Source organism: Pelomonas caseinilytica, assembly GCF_021353235.1.
Classification (GTDB): Bacteria; Pseudomonadota; Gammaproteobacteria; order Burkholderiales; family Burkholderiaceae_C; genus Pelomonas; species Pelomonas caseinilytica.
Genome location: NZ_JAJTWT010000012.1, coordinates 15,955 through 31,499 on the forward strand (window position 1 = coordinate 15,955; position 15,545 = coordinate 31,499).

15 protein-coding genes are annotated in these 15,545 nt (G+C 70.8%); 11 read left to right on the forward strand and 4 right to left on the reverse strand.

What is annotated here, in order from left to right:
• Nucleotides 1–15 precede the first annotated feature (15 nt).
• From LXT12_RS22270 to LXT12_RS22285, 4 genes are read right to left on the reverse strand one after another with little or no spacing between them, the layout of a single operon-like run.
• Nucleotides 16–942 carry an SMP-30/gluconolactonase/LRE family protein gene (locus LXT12_RS22270; protein WP_233394498.1) on the reverse strand — a complete coding sequence of 309 codons (927 nt, stop codon included), beginning with the start codon at nucleotides 940–942 and terminating at the stop codon, nucleotides 16–18.
• On the reverse strand, nucleotides 932–1,399 hold the full coding sequence (locus LXT12_RS22275; protein ID WP_233394499.1) for an acyl-CoA thioesterase: 468 nt from the start codon (nucleotides 1,397–1,399) through the stop codon (nucleotides 932–934). The genes LXT12_RS22270 and LXT12_RS22275 overlap by 11 nt, the downstream gene beginning before the upstream one ends.
• A 16-nt stretch (nucleotides 1,400–1,415) precedes the next feature.
• Nucleotides 1,416–2,477: an aldose epimerase family protein gene (locus LXT12_RS22280; RefSeq protein WP_233394500.1), complete on the reverse strand. Its 1,062-nt coding sequence runs from the start codon at nucleotides 2,475–2,477 to the stop codon at nucleotides 1,416–1,418.
• Nucleotides 2,478–2,508: 31 nt separating this feature from the next.
• Nucleotides 2,509–3,276 carry an SDR family NAD(P)-dependent oxidoreductase gene (locus tag LXT12_RS22285; RefSeq protein WP_233394501.1) on the reverse strand — a complete coding sequence of 256 codons (768 nt, stop codon included), beginning with the start codon at nucleotides 3,274–3,276 and terminating at the stop codon, nucleotides 2,509–2,511.
• Between the two features lie 219 nt (nucleotides 3,277–3,495).
• Between LXT12_RS22285 and LXT12_RS22290 the strand changes: the two genes are divergently transcribed.
• The 11 genes from LXT12_RS22290 to LXT12_RS22340 all read left to right on the forward strand — a co-directional run bounded on the left by LXT12_RS22290 (nucleotide 3,496) and on the right by LXT12_RS22340 (nucleotide 15,530).
• The gene (locus LXT12_RS22290; protein ID WP_233394502.1) at nucleotides 3,496–4,425 is read left to right on the forward strand and encodes a dihydrodipicolinate synthase family protein; all 930 of its coding nucleotides are present in this window, start codon (nucleotides 3,496–3,498) and stop codon (nucleotides 4,423–4,425) included.
• Entirely contained in the window at nucleotides 4,425–5,351 is a 927-nt protein-coding gene (locus LXT12_RS22295; protein WP_233394503.1) for an arabinan endo-1,5-alpha-L-arabinosidase, read from the forward strand. Before LXT12_RS22290 ends, LXT12_RS22295 begins: the two co-directional genes overlap by 1 nt.
• Nucleotides 5,352–5,364: 13 nt before the next feature.
• Nucleotides 5,365–6,453 carry an ABC transporter ATP-binding protein gene (locus LXT12_RS22300; protein WP_233394504.1) on the forward strand — a complete coding sequence of 363 codons (1,089 nt, stop codon included), beginning with the start codon at nucleotides 5,365–5,367 and terminating at the stop codon, nucleotides 6,451–6,453.
• On the forward strand, nucleotides 6,450–7,343 hold the full coding sequence (locus tag LXT12_RS22305; RefSeq protein ID WP_233394505.1) for a carbohydrate ABC transporter permease: 894 nt from the start codon (nucleotides 6,450–6,452) through the stop codon (nucleotides 7,341–7,343). The genes LXT12_RS22300 and LXT12_RS22305 overlap by 4 nt, the downstream gene beginning before the upstream one ends.
• Complete coding sequence (locus LXT12_RS22310) at nucleotides 7,340–8,176, forward strand: carbohydrate ABC transporter permease (RefSeq protein ID WP_233394506.1); 837 nt, start codon at nucleotides 7,340–7,342, stop codon at nucleotides 8,174–8,176. Before LXT12_RS22305 ends, LXT12_RS22310 begins: the two co-directional genes overlap by 4 nt.
• Entirely contained in the window at nucleotides 8,173–9,510 is a 1,338-nt protein-coding gene (locus tag LXT12_RS22315; protein WP_233394507.1) for an extracellular solute-binding protein, read from the forward strand. The genes LXT12_RS22310 and LXT12_RS22315 overlap by 4 nt, the downstream gene beginning before the upstream one ends.
• Nucleotides 9,510–11,033 (forward strand): arabinosylfuranosidase ArfA, encoded by a 1,524-nt coding sequence (gene arfA, locus LXT12_RS22320; RefSeq protein ID WP_233394508.1) that lies wholly within the window; start codon nucleotides 9,510–9,512, stop codon nucleotides 11,031–11,033. The genes LXT12_RS22315 and arfA overlap by 1 nt, the downstream gene beginning before the upstream one ends.
• Nucleotides 11,030–11,974 (forward strand): glycoside hydrolase family 43 protein, encoded by a 945-nt coding sequence (locus LXT12_RS22325; protein WP_233394509.1) that lies wholly within the window; start codon nucleotides 11,030–11,032, stop codon nucleotides 11,972–11,974. The genes arfA and LXT12_RS22325 overlap by 4 nt, the downstream gene beginning before the upstream one ends.
• A gap of 130 nt (nucleotides 11,975–12,104) precedes the next feature.
• Nucleotides 12,105–12,857, forward strand: a complete 753-nt coding sequence (locus tag LXT12_RS22330) for a FadR/GntR family transcriptional regulator (protein WP_233394510.1) — start codon at nucleotides 12,105–12,107, stop codon at nucleotides 12,855–12,857.
• Between the two features lie 47 nt (nucleotides 12,858–12,904).
• Nucleotides 12,905–13,885, forward strand: a complete 981-nt coding sequence (locus tag LXT12_RS22335; protein ID WP_233394511.1) for a LysR family transcriptional regulator — start codon at nucleotides 12,905–12,907, stop codon at nucleotides 13,883–13,885.
• 127 nt (nucleotides 13,886–14,012) lie between these two features.
• The gene (locus LXT12_RS22340) at nucleotides 14,013–15,530 is read left to right on the forward strand and encodes a hypothetical protein (protein ID WP_233394512.1); all 1,518 of its coding nucleotides are present in this window, start codon (nucleotides 14,013–14,015) and stop codon (nucleotides 15,528–15,530) included.
• Nucleotides 15,531–15,545 lie beyond the last annotated feature (15 nt).

A 15,545-nucleotide genomic window follows, 5' to 3' on the forward strand; every position in this document is an offset into this window, starting at 1 on the left:
CGGCGCACCGTGCCGTCAGGCGTCGTTGAAGAGGGGCTCGGGCAGGGCCAGGCCCGCGCCCACCGTCACGCCGAAGAGGCTGCCCGACAGCGGCCTGGACATCAGCTCGGCGCTGCTCAGGCCCGCGCGGGCACTGGTGACGAGGAGCTGGTCGCCGTTCGGGCCACCGAGGGCCGGGCAGGTGGGGTTGCTGACGGGCACGGCATGGCGGCCGAGGAAGCGGCCATCGGGCGCGTAGCGGGCCACGGCGCCGTTGCCCCATTCGGCATTCCACAGGCAGCCCTGGGCGTCGACGATGGAGCCGTCGGGCGAGCAGCTGTCGAAGTCCTTGCGGACGAAGATGCGCGGCTCGGACACCCGGGCCGTGTCGGCGTCGTAGTCGCAGACGAGGATGCGCGGGTGCATGGTGTCGCAGTAGTACATGCGGCGCCCGTCGGGACTGAAGCAGATGCTGTTGGCGATGGCCACGCCGTCCAGCGCCAGGCGCCGCAGCCCGTGGGCGGCGGAGTACTGGTAGAAGCTGCCGATGGGCTGGCGGGGCTCGGCCTCGTCGAGCGTGCCGAAGACGAGGTTGCCGCTGCGGTCGCAGCGGCCGTCGTTGGCGCGAGTGGTGGGCAGATGGGCCTCGAGCGGCACGATCTCCTGCGGCTGCACGCTGAACTCGCCGGTGGCGCCCAGGTCGGGCAGGGTCAGCCGCGCCAGGCGCTTGGCCATGGCCAGCAGCAGGGCGCCGGAGCAGCCGTGGGCGAAGCAGCCCACGCGCTCGGGCAGGCGCAGCACCAGGGTGTCGCGGGCGCCGGGTGTCCAGGCGTGCAGGCAGCGGCCCTCGATGTCCGTCCACCACCAACGGCCGGAGCCGGCATGCCACTGCAGGCCCTCGCCGAGGGTGGCGGCCTGGGTCAGGACGGGCGTGAGGGCGGGCAGGGCGAGGTCAGGCGTCATGGCGGGTTTCCAGGGCGGCGCGGGCTTGCTTGCGGGCCAGTGCCGCGGCGTGGCGGCGGCGTTCGTCGGGGGTGAAGGGGCGCAGCGGCGGCACCGGCACGGGCTTGTTGTCGTCCCCCACGGCCACCATCGTGAAGTAGCAGCTGTTGACGTGCCGCGTCTCTTGCGTGCGGATGTTCTGCGCCACGACCTTGATGCCCACCTCCATCGACGAGGTGCCGGTGTGGTTGACGCTCGCGAGGAAGGTGACCAGCTCGCCGACGTGCACCGGCTGGCGGAAGATGACCCGGTCCACCGACAGCGTGACCACGTAGCGCCCCGCGTACCGGCTCGCACAGGCGTAGGCCACCTGGTCGAGCAGCTTGAGGATGTTGCCGCCGTGGACGTTGCCGGCGAAGTTGGCGGTGTCCGGCGTCATCAGCACCGTCATCGTCAGTTGGTGGGCAGGCAGGTCCATGGCGCTCGGGGTGGTGTCAGCTGAAGCGGTGGACTGTAGTGCTGCGCCACACCTCGCCCGGCCGCAGCACGGTGCTGGGCCAGTCCGGCCCGGCTTCGTGATGTGGCGAGTCGGGGTTGTGCTGGGTCTCCAGGCACAGGCCGTCGCCCTGGCGGTAGATGCGCCCGCCGGGGCCGACGAGGCTGCCGTCGAGGAAATTGCCGGAGTAGAACTGCAGGGCCGGCTCGGTGGTCAGCACCTGCATGCGGCGGCCGGAGGCGGGGTCTTCCAGCGTCGCGGCCAAGCGGAGGCCATCGGGGCCGGGCGGCCCGTCGAGCAGCCAGTTGTGGTCGTAGCCCTTGGCCAGCACCAGCTGCGGATGGGCCTGGCGGATGCGCGACTCGATGACCGTGGGCTCACGGAAGTCGAAGGGCGTGCCCTCGACCGCCGCATGCCGCTGCGGGATGAGGTGGGCGTCGACCTCGCTGTAGCGCGAGGCCGCCAGCGCCAGGCGGTGGCCCAGGGCGCTGCCCTCGCCCGCGAGGTTGAAGTAGCCGTGGTGGGTGAGGTTGACGACGGTGGGCCGGTCGGTCGTGGCTTCGTAGTCGATGCGCCACTCGTTGCACCGGGCGCTCAGCGCGTAGCGCGCCTGCACCTGCAGCTCGCCGGGGAAGCCCTGCTCGCCGTCCGGGCTGGTGTAGCGCAGCACCAGCACCGCCGCTTCGCCGGGGCCGGGTTCGCCGGGCTCGGCCTGCCAGAGCCGGTGGCCGAAGCCGATGGTGCCGCCGTGCAGGCAGTTGGGGCCGTTGTTGCAGGTGAGCGGGTAGGCGTGGCCGTCGAGCTCGAAGCTGGCGCCCGCGATGCGGTTGCCGTAGCGGCCGATGAGGGCGCCGAAGAAGGGGTTGCGCTGGACGTAGTCGTCCAGGTTGTCGAAACCCAGCACCACGTTGCCGCTTTCACCGCGCGCATCCGGCACGCACAGGCGGGTCACGATGCCGCCCAGGGTGATGGCCGTCAGCGTGAGCCCCAGACCGTTGCTCAACGTGTACTCATGCACCACCCGGCCATCGGGCAGCTGGCCGTAGTCGCGACATTCCATTTCTAAACCTCCAGGCTGGGTCGGCAGGGCCTCATGCCCAGCCACCGTCGACGACGAAGTCCTGGGCGGTGCACATGGCGCTGTCGTCCGCGGCCAGGAACAGGGCCATGGCCGCGATGTGCTGCGGCATCAGCGGGTCGGCGATGCACTGGCCCTTGGCGATCTCCTGCCGGGTCTCCTCGGTGACCCACAGCCGCAGCTGCTTCTCCGTCATCACCCAGCCCGGCACCAGCGTGTTGACGCGGATGCGGTGCGGGCCGAAGTCGCGCGCCAGGCAGCGCGTCAGGCCCTGCACGGCCGCCTTGCTGGCGGTGTAGGCCGGCATGCCGCCCTGCTTGAGCATCCACGAGATGGAGCCGAAGTTGACGATGGAACCAAAGCCGGCGGCCTTCATGTCCGGCAGCACGGCTTGCGCCGTGAAGAACTGGTGGCGCAGGTTGACGGCCACGCTGGCGTCCCAGAACTCGGGCGTCGTCTCCTCGACGGCGTGGCGCTTGTCGTTGGCCGCGTTGTTCAGCAGCACGGTGAAGGGGCCGGTGCGCTCGCGCAGCGCGGCGATGGCGCTGCGCAGGGACTCGGCGTTCGCGAGGTCGGCCGCGACGAACTGCGGCGCATGGCGCGACGTCGCCGCCAGACGCCCGGCCAGGGCCCGCCCTTCGTCCGCGGCCAGGTCGATGAAGCCGACGCGGGCGCCCTGGGCGGCGAAGGCCTCCACCAGCGTCTCCCCGATGCCTGTGGCCCCGCCGGTGATCAGGACGGCGCGGTCCTGGAGGCTGGGATAGCGGGTGTAGGCGGTCATTCGGGGCGTCTCCGGTCGTGTGCGAGCGGCTCTGCGGCCGGCTGATGACCGGCATTATTAGTCATACTTTTTTGTTTGCAAAGCCGCCGATTCGCGGGTTAACCCCAATCATCAAGCTTAAATAGTCATACTTTAATGCGACCCATGCCGGCACCCAGAAGCCGGCCCGGTGCCAGCGATGGCGCCCGCACACCACCCTCAGAGACAAGGGACCGCCCCATGAGCCAGCCGGCCGCCCGCCCCTACCGCGGCGTCTTTCCCGTCGTGCCCACCATCTTCAATGCCGACGGCAGCCTCGACCTGCCGGGCCAGTTGCGCTGCGTCGACTTCATGATCGACGCCGGCTCCAACGGGCTGTGCATCCTGGCGAATTTCTCGGAGCAGTTCGTGCTGTCCGACGCCGAGCGCGAGACGCTCACGCGGGCCATGCTCGAACACGTGGCCGGCCGCGTGCCCGTCATCGTCACGACCACGCACTACGCCACCCAGATCTGCATCGAGCGCAGCCGCCTCGCGCAGGAGCTGGGCGCGGCCATGGTGATGGTGATGCCGCCCTATCACGGCGCCACCTTCCGCGTGTCAGAGGGCCAGATCGAGGCCTTCTACCGCCGCCTGTCCGACGCCATCTCCATCCCCATCATGATCCAGGACGCCCCGGTGGCCGGCACGCCGCTGTCGGTGCCGCTGCTGGCGCGCATGGCCAACGAGATCGCCAACGTGAAGTACTTCAAGCTGGAGATGCCGCAGGCTGCCAGCAAGATGCGCGAGCTCATCCGCGTCGGCGGCGCGGCCATCGAAGGGCCCTGGGACGGCGAGGAGGCCATCACCCTGCTGGCCGACCTGGACGCCGGCGCCACGGGCGCCATGACGGGCGGCGCCTACCCCGACGGCATCCGCATGATCTTCGACGCCTTCCACCGCGGCGACCGCGAGGAGGCCGTGCGCCAGTACGGCCGCTGGCTGCCGCTGATCAACTACGAGAACCGCCAGGGCGGCATCCTCACCGCCAAGGCGCTGATGAAGGAAGGCGGCGTCATCCGCTGCGATGCGCCGCGCCACCCCTTCCCGGAAATGAGCCCCGAAGTGCGCGCCGGCCTGCTCGACGCCGCCCGCCGACTCGACCCCCTGGTCCTGCGCTGGGGCCACTGATGCGCGGGCCATGCGCGGCGCTGCTGGCGCTGTGTCTGAGCGCAGCCGCGCTGGCGCTGGAGCCGCAGGGCGACACGCGCGCACACGACCCCACGCTGCTGGTGCAGGGCCAGCGCTGGTTCGTCTTCACGACCGGGCCCGGCCTGCAGCGGCTGGCATCGGACGATGCCGGCCGCAGCTGGCGCCGCCTCGCGCCCGTGTTCAGCCAGGCGCCCGCCTGGTGGGCCGAGGCGGTGCCCGGCCACCGCGGGCTGGACGTCTGGGCACCCAAGCTCTTCGAACACGCCGGGCGCACCTGGGTGCTGTACTCGATCTCCACCTTCGGCAAGAACCGCTCGGCCATCGGCCTGGCCAGCGCCGCCGCACCCGACGCCGCCGACTGGCGCGACGAGGGCCTCGTCGTGCAGAGCGCGCCGGGCGACGACTTCAATGCCATCGACCCCGACCTGATGCGCGACGCCGATGGCCGGCTGTGGCTGAGTTATGGCTCCTTCTGGGGCGGCATCCGGCTGACCGAGCTCGACGCGGCGACGTTGCGCCCCACGGGCGAGACGCGCTTCATCGCCCGGCGTCGCGCCGGCATCGAGGCGCCGACGCTGGTGCGCCGCGGCGACTGGGTCTACCTCTTCGTCTCGCACGACCTGTGCTGCCGCGGCGTGCAGAGCACCTACAACATCCGCGTCGGCCGCGCCCGCGACGTGACCGGCCCCTTCGTCGACCGCGACGGCGTGCCGATGCTCGAAGGCGGCGGCACCCTCGTCGAGGCCGGCGGCCCGCGCTGGAAGGGGCCGGGCCACCAGGACGTCGTCGGCGACGTGATCGTGCGCCACGCCTACGACGCCGAGGACGGCGGGCGGCCGCACCTGCGCGTGTCGCGCCTCGCCTGGTCGGCCGACGGCTGGCCGGCGCTGGCGCGGGAAGAATGAACCGGAGACCCCTGTGGCTGGCCTGAAGCTGGAGAACGTCTGCAAGCGCTATGGCGCGGTGCAGGTTATCGAAAACCTGTCGCTGGACGTGGCCGAGGGCGAGTTCATCGTCTTCCTCGGCCCCTCGGGCTGCGGCAAGACCAGCCTGCTGCGCATGGTGGCCGGGCTGGAGGCCGTGAGCGGCGGGCGCATCCTCATCGGCGACCGCGACGTGACCCACGCCGCACCGGGGCTGCGCAACCTGGCCATGGTCTTTCAGCACTACGCCCTCTACCCGCACATGACGGTGCGCGACAACCTCGCCTTCGGGCTGAGGAACATCGGCGTCCCTGCCGACGAGATCGCGCGGCGCATCCAGGAGTCGGCCCGCATGCTGGAGCTGGACGCACTGCTGGACCGCAAGCCCGGCCAGCTCTCCGGCGGCCAGCGCCAGCGCGTGGCCATCGGCCGCGCCGTGGTCAAGGAGCCGGGTATTTTCCTGTTCGACGAGCCGCTGTCCAACCTCGACGCCGCCCTGCGCGGCCGCACGCGGCTGGAGCTGGCGCAGCTGCACCAGCGGCTGGGCGCCACCATGGTGTTCGTCACCCACGACCAGATCGAGGCGATGACGCTGGCCACGCGCATCGTCGTCATGAAGGGCGGCGCCATCGAACAGGTGGCCACGCCGGCGGAGCTGTACCGGCGCCCGGCGACGCGCTTCGTGGCCAGCTTCATCGGCACGCCGGGCATGGGCTTCGTGCCGGTGGAGCGGGCGGCGGACGCCGGCGGCTTCGCGGTGGTGGCGGTGCCGGGCGGCGCTGCGGTGACCACGCGCGTCGCGGCCGAGGGTCTGCCAGCGGCCGGGCTGGCCCTGGGTGTGAGGCCCGAGAACCTGCGCATTGCCGAGCAGGGGCCGCTGCGCGGCCGGGTGGAACTGGTGGAGTTCCTGGGCGAACGCACGCTGGCCCACCTCACGCTGGAAGGCGGCAGCCCGTTGATCGTGACGGTGCAGGGGCCGACACCCCGGATGGGAAGCCATGTCGCGGTGGAGGTCGACGTGGCGGAGGCGCACCTCTTCGATGAGGCGGGGCGAGCACACCACGCACGGGAGATGCCGACATGAGCGCCGCCCCCACCGTCGGCATCCGCGCCCCCCGCCCCGCCCACGCCCTCTTCGTCCTCCCCTTCGTCGCCATCTACGCCGTCCTGCTTCTGTGGCCGCTGGCCAAGGGCGTGTGGATCAGCTTCCACGACCACGACCTGCTGTCCAACGACAGCTTCTGGGTGGGCCTGGGCAATTACAAGGAGCTGTGGGCCGACGAAGTCTTCCACCAGGTCGTGTGGAACACCCTGCGCTTCGTCGCCATCAGCACGCCCATCTTCGTCGGCCTGTCGCTGATGCTGGCCCTGGCCCTGAACCGCCCCGGCCGCCTGGCCACGCTGCTGCGTGCCACGTTCTTCTGTGCCTCGGTGTTCTCCGTCACCCTGGTCACCCTGGTGTGGAAGCTGGCCCTCATGCCCGAGCGCGGCCTCGTCGCCCAGGCCTTCCAGGCCCTGGGCCTGCCGGAGCTGCCGCTGCTGACGAGCGACCACCTCGCCCTGCTCACCATCGCCCTGGTCACCGTCTGGTGGATCATCGGCCTGCCGATGATCCTCTTCCTGTCGGCGCTGCAGCAGATCCCCGCCGACATCTACGAGGCCGCCGCGCTGGACCACACGCCCCGCTGGCGCGTGCTGACCCACATCACCCTGCCCAGCCTCAAGCGCGCCATCGTGCTGGCCACGCTGATCGAGGTCATCCGGCAGTTCCAGGTCTTCCCGCAGATCCTGCTGATGACCAACGGCGGCCCCAACAACAGCACGCGCTCCATCGTGCAGTTCATCTACGAGCAGGCCTTCATGCAGTTGTCGCTCGGCTATGCCACCGCCGCCTCGCAGGTGCTGCTGGCCATCATGCTGATCGGCGTCTCGGCCCAGCTCTGGCTTGAACGTGACCGCGGAGGCGCCCGATGAACCCGCTGCTGCGCCGCGGCTGGTTCGACCGCTTCGTGATGGCGGCGCTGACGCTGCTGGCCCTGGCCTGGATCGCGCCGCTGCTGTGGGTGCTGGCGCTCTCGTTCAAGCCCAACGACTTTCTGCTGCGCCACACCGACGTCTTCCTCGCGCCCCCCTACACGCTCGCCAACTACCTCGACATCCTGCAGACCTCGCAGGTCTTTCGCTGGCTGGCCAACAGCGCCATCGTCGCGCTGCTGCAGACGGCCGGCGTGCTGGTGCTCTCGTCGCTCGCGGGCTACGGCTTCGCGCGCTGCGAGTTCCCCGGGCGCCGCTGGCTCTTCGCCCTCGTGATGTTCGGCCTGGCCGTGCCGGCGCAGTCCGTCTTCATCCCGCTGCACCGCCTGTTCTCGGACTGGAACCTGCAGAACACCCTCGCCGGCCTGGCCCTGCCCGGCCTGGCCGCGCCCTTCGGCGTCTACCTGATGACGCAGTACTTCAAGGCCATCCCCGCGGAGCTGGAGGAGGCGGCCCTGCTGGACAACGCCTCGCGCCTCAAGACCTTCCTGCGGGTCATCCTGCCGCTGAGCCTGCCGGCGCAGGCGACGCTGGGGATCTTCACCTTCCTGGCCTCATGGAACGACTACCTCTGGCCCCTGGTCATCGCCACCAAGCCGGAGATGTACACGCTGACCCGGGGCCTGGCGTCCACGCAGACCAACTTCGCGCAGTCCGAGGGCCTGGGCTTCCTGATGGCGCAGGCGGTGTTCGCCGGCCTGCCGGCGCTGACGATCTACCTCTTCTTCCAGCGCCACCTCGTCACCGCCGTCGCGGGCACCGGCAAGTCATGATGCTCAAGCGCCTCACCCTGCTGCTGTGCGCAGCCCTGCTCGCGGCCTGCGGCGCCGGCCGCCGCGACGACGGCAAGACCGAGATCACGCTGATGCGCTTCTTCGGCAGCTGCGAGGCGCAGTACGGCCAGGTCATGAAGGCGTCGGAGGGCGTCGGCGAATGCGGCATCGTCACCGCCCTGGTCAACGAGTTCAACGCCACCAACCCTGACGGCATCGTCGTGCGCACCCAGATCGGCGAATGGGGGCCCTACTACGACCAGCTCACCGCCCGCCTCGTGGCCAAGGACATCCCCGCCATCGCCGTCATGCACGAGTCGGCCCTGGGCGACTACGTGCGGCGCAAGCTGGTGCTGCCGCTGGACGAGGACTTCGCCCGCATCGGCGTGGACATGGGCGACTTCACCGAGCACGCCGCCCGCGGCACCCGCTTCGACGGCCACACCTACGCCCTGCCCTTCGACACCTGGGCCTGGCTCTGGCACGTCAACACGCGGCTGATGAAGCAGGCCGGCCTGCTGCAACCCGACGGCCGGCCGCGCCTGCCGCATTCCCCCGAAGAGCTGCTGGCCCAGGCGCGGCAGTTCAGGCAGAAGACGGGCAAGCCCTATTTCGCCTGGGCCGTGGCCAACGAGACGGCGGCCAACGACCGCACCTTCCTGACCCTGGTAGCCCAGCAGGACGCCCAGCTCTTCTCGGCCGACGGCAAGACCATCCGCATGCACCAGCCTGCCGTCACAAATGCGCTGACGCTGATGCAGCAGCTCTACGCCGAAGGCCATGTGCGGCCCAACCTCGACTACGCCGCCGCCAACCAGGCCTTTCTCAACGGCGAGGCGGGCGTCGTCGTCGTCGGCACCTGGACCATCGACCAGTTCCTGCGCGAGTCGCGCAAGCCCGAGTCGCCGCTGCAGGGCGGCTATGCCGTCGTGCCTTTCCCGCAGCTCTACGACAGGCCGGCGGTGTTCGCCGATGGCCACGCCTGGGCCCTGTTCAAGGGCGGCACGACGGATGCCAAGGGCCACGAGGCGGCGCTCAAGTTCCTGAAGTTCATCTGGGACCACAGCGCCGAGTGGTCGCGCACCGGCCATCTGCCCGTGCGCCGCTCGGTGGCCGAGAGCCCGGCCTTCCGCGCCCTGCCGCTGCGCGAGCCCCTGGCCGAGATCACGCACACCGGCATCGCCATGCCGGGCAACGTGCCGACCCAGCGCGCCATCGAGCTGCTGATCGGCGAGGACGTCGCCAACCTGCTGCTGTCGGCCAAGCCGGTGGCCGAGGTGCAGGCCAACGTCGAAAAGCGCGTCAACACCGCGCTGAAGAAGGCTCGCCGCTGATGTTCCAAGCCTCCCTCATCGTCGACCGCGACTACCCCCTGGCGCCGCTGGACCGGCGCGTCTTCGGCGTCTTCGTCGAGCACCTCGGGCGCTGCGTCTACGACGGCATCCACGAGCCGAGCCACCCGACGGCCGACGCCCTGGGTTTTCGCGGCGACGTGATGGCGCTGACGCGCGAACTCGGCGCCACCCTGGTGCGCTATCCGGGCGGCAACTTCCTGTCCGGCTACGACTGGGAGGACGGTGTCGGCCCCCTCGTGCAGCGCCCGCGGCGGCTGGACCTCGCCTGGGCCTCGACCGAGACCAACCAGGTCGGCACGCATGAGTTCATGCACTGGTGCCGCCAGGTCGGCGCGGAGCCGATGTTCGGCGTCAACCTCGGCACGCGCGGCGCCGACGAGGCGCGGCGCTACCTCGAATACTGCAACCACCCCGGCGGCACGGCGCTGTCGGAGCGCCGCCGCGCCGACGGCGCCGACGCGCCCTTCGGCATCCGCCTCTGGTGCCTGGGCAACGAGATGGACGGCCCGTGGCAGATCGGCCGCAAGACGCCCGACGAATACGGCCGCCTCGCCAGCGAGACCGCCAAGCTGATGCGCTGGCTGGACCCTTCGGTCGAGCTGGCCGCCTGCGGCTCCTCCGCCTACGACATGCCGAGCTACGGCGTCTGGGAAGACCGCGTGCTGGAGCACTGCTTCGACGAGGTGGACTACCTGTCGCTGCACAGCTATTTCGTCAAGCCGCCGGCCGACTCGAGCACCGAGAGCTTCCTGGCCCAGATCGAGACCAACGCGCGCTACATCGAGGACACCCTCGCCATCGCCGACGCCGTGGCCGCCCGCAAGCGCTCGCGCAAGCGGCTGATGCTGTCCTTCGACGAATGGAACGTCTGGTACCGCGCCCGCCACGGCGCGCACATGCGCCAGCCCGGCTGGCCGGAGGCTCCGCGCCTGCTGGAGGAGGTCTACACGGCCGAGGACGCCCTGCTCATCGGCGGCATGCTCACCATGTTCATGAACCACGCCGACCGGCTCAAGGTGGCCTGCCTGGCGCAGTTGTGCAACGTCATCGCGCCCATCATGACCGAGCCCGGCGGGCCGGCCTGGCGCCAAACCATCTTTCATCCCTTCGCACAGGCGGCCCGCTGGGCCCGCGGCGAGGTGCTGCGCCCCGTCATCCGCTCGCCGGGGCGCCTCCACCCCGTGCACGGCGAGCTGCCCCACCTCTGCGCCAGCGTCGTCGACGACCCCGACACCGGTCGGACGGCGGTCTTCCTCCTCAACCGCGACCTCGGCGAGGAGATGGACCTGACACTCCACCTGCGCGGGCTGGGGCCGGCCCGGCGCCTGGTGCTGGCCGAGGAGCTGCACGCGGCCGACCTGCACGCGGCCAACACCCTGGAGGCGCCGGACCGCGTCGCCCCGCGTGACCTCGTCAACCTCAGCATCGACGGAGAGCGCCTGCGCGCCCGTCTCAAGCCGGCGTCGTGGAACCTCATCGTCACCCAGGCCAACCGCACATGAGCACCACCTGGCACAACCCCCTGGTCGAACAGCGCGCCGACCCGCACCTCAGCCTCGTCGACGGCCGCTACTGGTTCACCGGCTCGCTGCCGGGTTATGACGGCATCGAGCTGCGCAGCGCCGCCACGCTGGCCGGCCTGGCCGCCGCGCCCGCCACCGTCGTCTGGCGCCGCCACGAGAGCGGCCCGATGAGCTGGCACGTCTGGGCGCCCGAGCTGCACCGCATCGATGGCCGCTGGCTGATCTACTTCGCCGCGGCCGAGCGCGACGACATCTGGAAGCTGCGCATGTACGTGCTGGAGTGCCAGGGCGCCGACCCGGTGCGCGACGCCTGGGTGGAACGCGGCCGCATCGCCACGCCGGAGGAAGGCTTCTCCCTCGACGCCACGCCCTTCGAGCACGCCGGGCGCCGCTACCTGTGCTGGGCGCAGAAGAGCCCGCCCACCGAGAGCAACCTCTACCTGGCCGAACTGGCCAATCCGTGGACCCTGGCCGGCCCGCCGGCCTGCATCAGCCGCCCCGAGCTGCCCTGGGAGCGCATCGGCTTCCACGTGAACGAAGGGCCTGCGGTGCTGGTGCGCCATGGCCGCGTCTTCATCGCCTACTCGGCCAGCGCCACCGACGCGAACTACTGCATGGGCCTGCTCTGGGCCGACGCCGGCGCCGAGCTGCTCGACCCGGCGAGCTGGCACAAGTCGCCGGTGCCGGTCTTCGCCACCGACGCCGCCGCCGGCCAGTTCGGCCCCGGCCACAACAGCTTCACGACGACGCCCGACGGCCGCGTCGACCTGCTCGTCTACCACGCGCGCGGCTACCGCAACATCGTCGGCGACCCGCTCAACGACCCCAACCGCCACGCCCGCGTGCAGCCCTTCGGCTGGCGCGCCGACGGCTTTCCCGAGTTCGGCTCCCCCCTGCCCGACGGCCCCTGCGCCGCCTGAACGCCATGCGTCTGCTGCCTTGCCTCCTCCTCGCCCTGCCCGCCCTCGCCGCCATGCTGGCGCTGGCACCAGGCGGCGGCTTCGTCGCCCGCTTTCGATAATGACCACTTTTGCCGCGAGCCCGTCGCCGATGAGATCCCGAGCGGACCACTCCACCTACAGCGCCCAACCCGAGGGCAAGAGCCAGCACGCGCGCATCGTCAGCGAGCTCGGCCTGGCCATCGTCGGCGGCAAGCTGCTGCCCGGCGACAAGCTGCCGCCCGAGGCGCAGCTGCTGGAGCGCTACGAGATCAGCCGCCCCGTGCTGCGCGAGGCCGTGCGCGTGCTCGTGGCCAAGGGCCTGGTGGTGTCGCGCCAGCGCGCCGGCGCCCTCGTGAGGCCGCGCAACGAGTGGCACATGCTGGACCCCGACGTGCTGTACTGGCTCATCCAGGCCCAGCCGCAGCGCGACTTCGTCCGCTCCCTGCTGGAGGTGCGGCGCATCTTCGAGCCGGCCGCCGCCGCCCTGGCCGCCAAGGCCGCGACCGACGAGCAACTGCGCGCCATCCAGGCCGCCTACGAACGCATGGCCGCCGCCCGCACGACGGCGGAACTGCTCGAGCCCGACCTGGCCTTCCACCGCCGCATCGCCGAGGCCACGGGCAACGACCTGCTGGCCTACATCGGCAACATGCTGTCGCTGGCGCTGCGCGAGTCCATCATCCTTTCCAGCCAGCTGCCCAATACCCACGAACTCTCGCTGCCCCGCCACAAGGCCATCCTCACCGCCCTGCAGGCGCGCGACCCCCTCGGCGCCCGGCAAGCCACGCTGGTGCAGCTGGAGGAGACGGGCGACGACATCGACACCGTGCTGGCCGCGGACGGCCGCGTGAACCTGGCTTGAGCATGACCGCCCCGACGACGCACGCCGCAGCGCATTGAAAGACCGCCATGGCCCTCGATGACGACGACAACGGCGGCGCGCTGACCGACGCCAGCCCCAACCCCAACTGGTTCCTTCGCGCACGCCTGAAGACGCGCCAGCTGCTGCTGCTCATCGCGCTGGACGACGAACGCAACATCCACCGCGCCGCCGACGTGCTGTGCATGACCCAGCCGGCCGCCTCCAAGCAGCTCAAGGACCTGGAGGACATGCTGGAGGTGAAGCTCTTCGAGCGCCACCCGCGCGGCATGGAGCCCACGCTCTACGGCGAGACCATGATCCGCCACGCCCGCATGGCGCTCACCTCGCTGTCGGCCGCGCACGATGACATCGTCGCCCTCAAGCACGGGCTCAGCGGCCAGGTGGAGGTGGGCGTCATCATGACCCCCGCCATGGGCCTGCTGCCGCGGGCCATCGCCCGCATCAAGCTGCAGGCGCCCAAGCTGCGCATCGGCGTGCACATGGAGTCGAGCAAGGTGTTGCTGGACATGCTGCAGCGCGGCCGGCTGGACTTCATGATCGGCCGCATCGTCGAGGAGGAAAGCGCGGCCGGCCTGCACTACGAGGAGCTGACGGTGGAGCCGGCCTGCGCCGTCGCCCGCGTGGGCCACCCGCTGCTGAAGGAAGACAACCTCAAGCTCGCCGACCTGGCCGACCAGCCCTGGATCCTGCCCCCGCCGGGCAGCGTGCTGCGCCACCGGTGGGAGCTGATGTTCCGCCGCGCGGCGCTGGAGCCGCCCGGCAACTGCGTCGACACCACCGCCCTGCTGCTGATCACGGCCCTGCTCCAGCAGACCGACTCCCTGCACGTCATGCCCGTGGAGGTGGCGCGTTACTACGCCTCGCTGAACGTGCTGGCCATCCTGCCGATCGAACTGCCCTGCCACATGGACGCCTTCGGCATCATCACCCGCGAGGGGCACCTGATGTCGCCGGCGGCACGGCAGCTGCTGCACGAGGTCAGGCTGGCGGCCCGGGACCTGTACTGAACGGGCGCCGCGCGCCGCGGCGCCGGCCGCACAGGGGTCCTCAAGTCGCGGGCTTGGCTGCCGATAAGCGAGGAATCGCCGTCACGCGTCCAGAGAGTCGCGGCGGCCCTTCAGGGATGGGCTCGACATGACCATGATCTCCTTGGCCGGCAGCCGGCTGCTGGACCGTATCGGCGCCAGTCGTGCAGGCCCGATCTCACCTCCACGGGTCGACGAAGCCACCCGCCGCCAGGGCGCAGCCGTCGTCCTTCCCATGGCGGGCGCGGTTGTCAGCGGGGCCAACGGAGTCTCCACCTATGCCGACCCCCGGTCTTCGTCCGCGGCCTCGCGCGGCATCGGCCATGTCTGGGCGTCCCCCGCCTTGGCCAACGATGCGATCAGCATCCGGATGGCAGCCAATCGGGCCGGGAGCATCTACAGCCTGGGCGACCAATGGCGCGGCCTGGGGGGCGCACTTTTGAAGCGCTTCGGCGAAACCGGCGAGAACTACGCCCAGACCCGCGTCGATGACAGCACCGCACCCGACGAGCTGGCCGGCCTGGCGCCCGAATTGCGGGCACAACGCGCCGCCGACATCGTGGCGGCGCAGTCGGCCGCCCTGGCCAGCGTGGCCGACAACGGCGCGGTCGCCACATTCAACGTGAGGCTGCAATCGGGGCTGTCGGTCGAGCTGGGCATCACCGTCAGCCAGGGCTTCGACGGCCTCGTGGGCACGCAGGTGTCGCTGGAGAGTTCCGGCGCCATGAGTGTCAACGACCGGAAGGCCGTGCAGAAGCTGGCCGAAGGCCTGGACCGCGCGTTGGAAGGTCTGGGGCAGGACGACGTGGCGAGCATCGACCTCTCGGGCTTGGCCGACTACGACCGCACGGCCATCGACAGCCTGGACCTCACGGTGGACACCCACCGAACCCACGAGACCCAGCGGCCATTGGAGAGCTTTGCGCTCCACCTGGGCGGCGACCGGTCCTCCGTCACGTTGGAGGGCGCGGAGGGAGAGATGCACCTGAGCGTCGGCACGCAGGCGCCGCCCGTCCAGGCGACGGCGTCCCAGCGCCAGGCCTCGCTGCGCGGCGTGCTCGACCGCATCGCCGCCGCGGGTCAGCACGGCCAGGCCAACGCGGCGTTGGTGGAACAGATGAAGTCGGCGTTCATGCAATTGCAGGCTGCGGCGGCGGCCCATGTCCCCGCCCAGTCCTCTGCCCAGGTCGCGGGCGATGCGGCGGCTAGTGGGCTGGCGGACTTCGATGCCGGCTTCGGCGGCCCGACATGGCGCCTCAACGCCGCAGGTACGGCGCGCCTGGGCGGCCAGGTGTCCTACCGGCTCAACCAGCAGACTGTGGTAACGAATCAAAGCCAGGGCGGGCAGTCAACCCGGCAGACCCTGTCCGAAGAGTTGTCCGCCGACTACCGTGAGTCGCTCGACGGGGGGATGCTCGACGTCGATACCGGCAACTACTCGTCCACCCGCGTTCGCGACGCCAGCACGGTGACGACCCTCATCGATTCCGCCGCGGGCCGGGTCAAGCGTGCACAGAGGATGGTGCAGGAGCAGCAACTCAAGACGGTCGCCGAGCTTCGCCACCATCAGGTCACGAGCGAACGGAGCTGGCCGGCACAGCGCCGCGTGCTCGAGCGGCTAGCCTGAGCCCCGGGGCGCGCG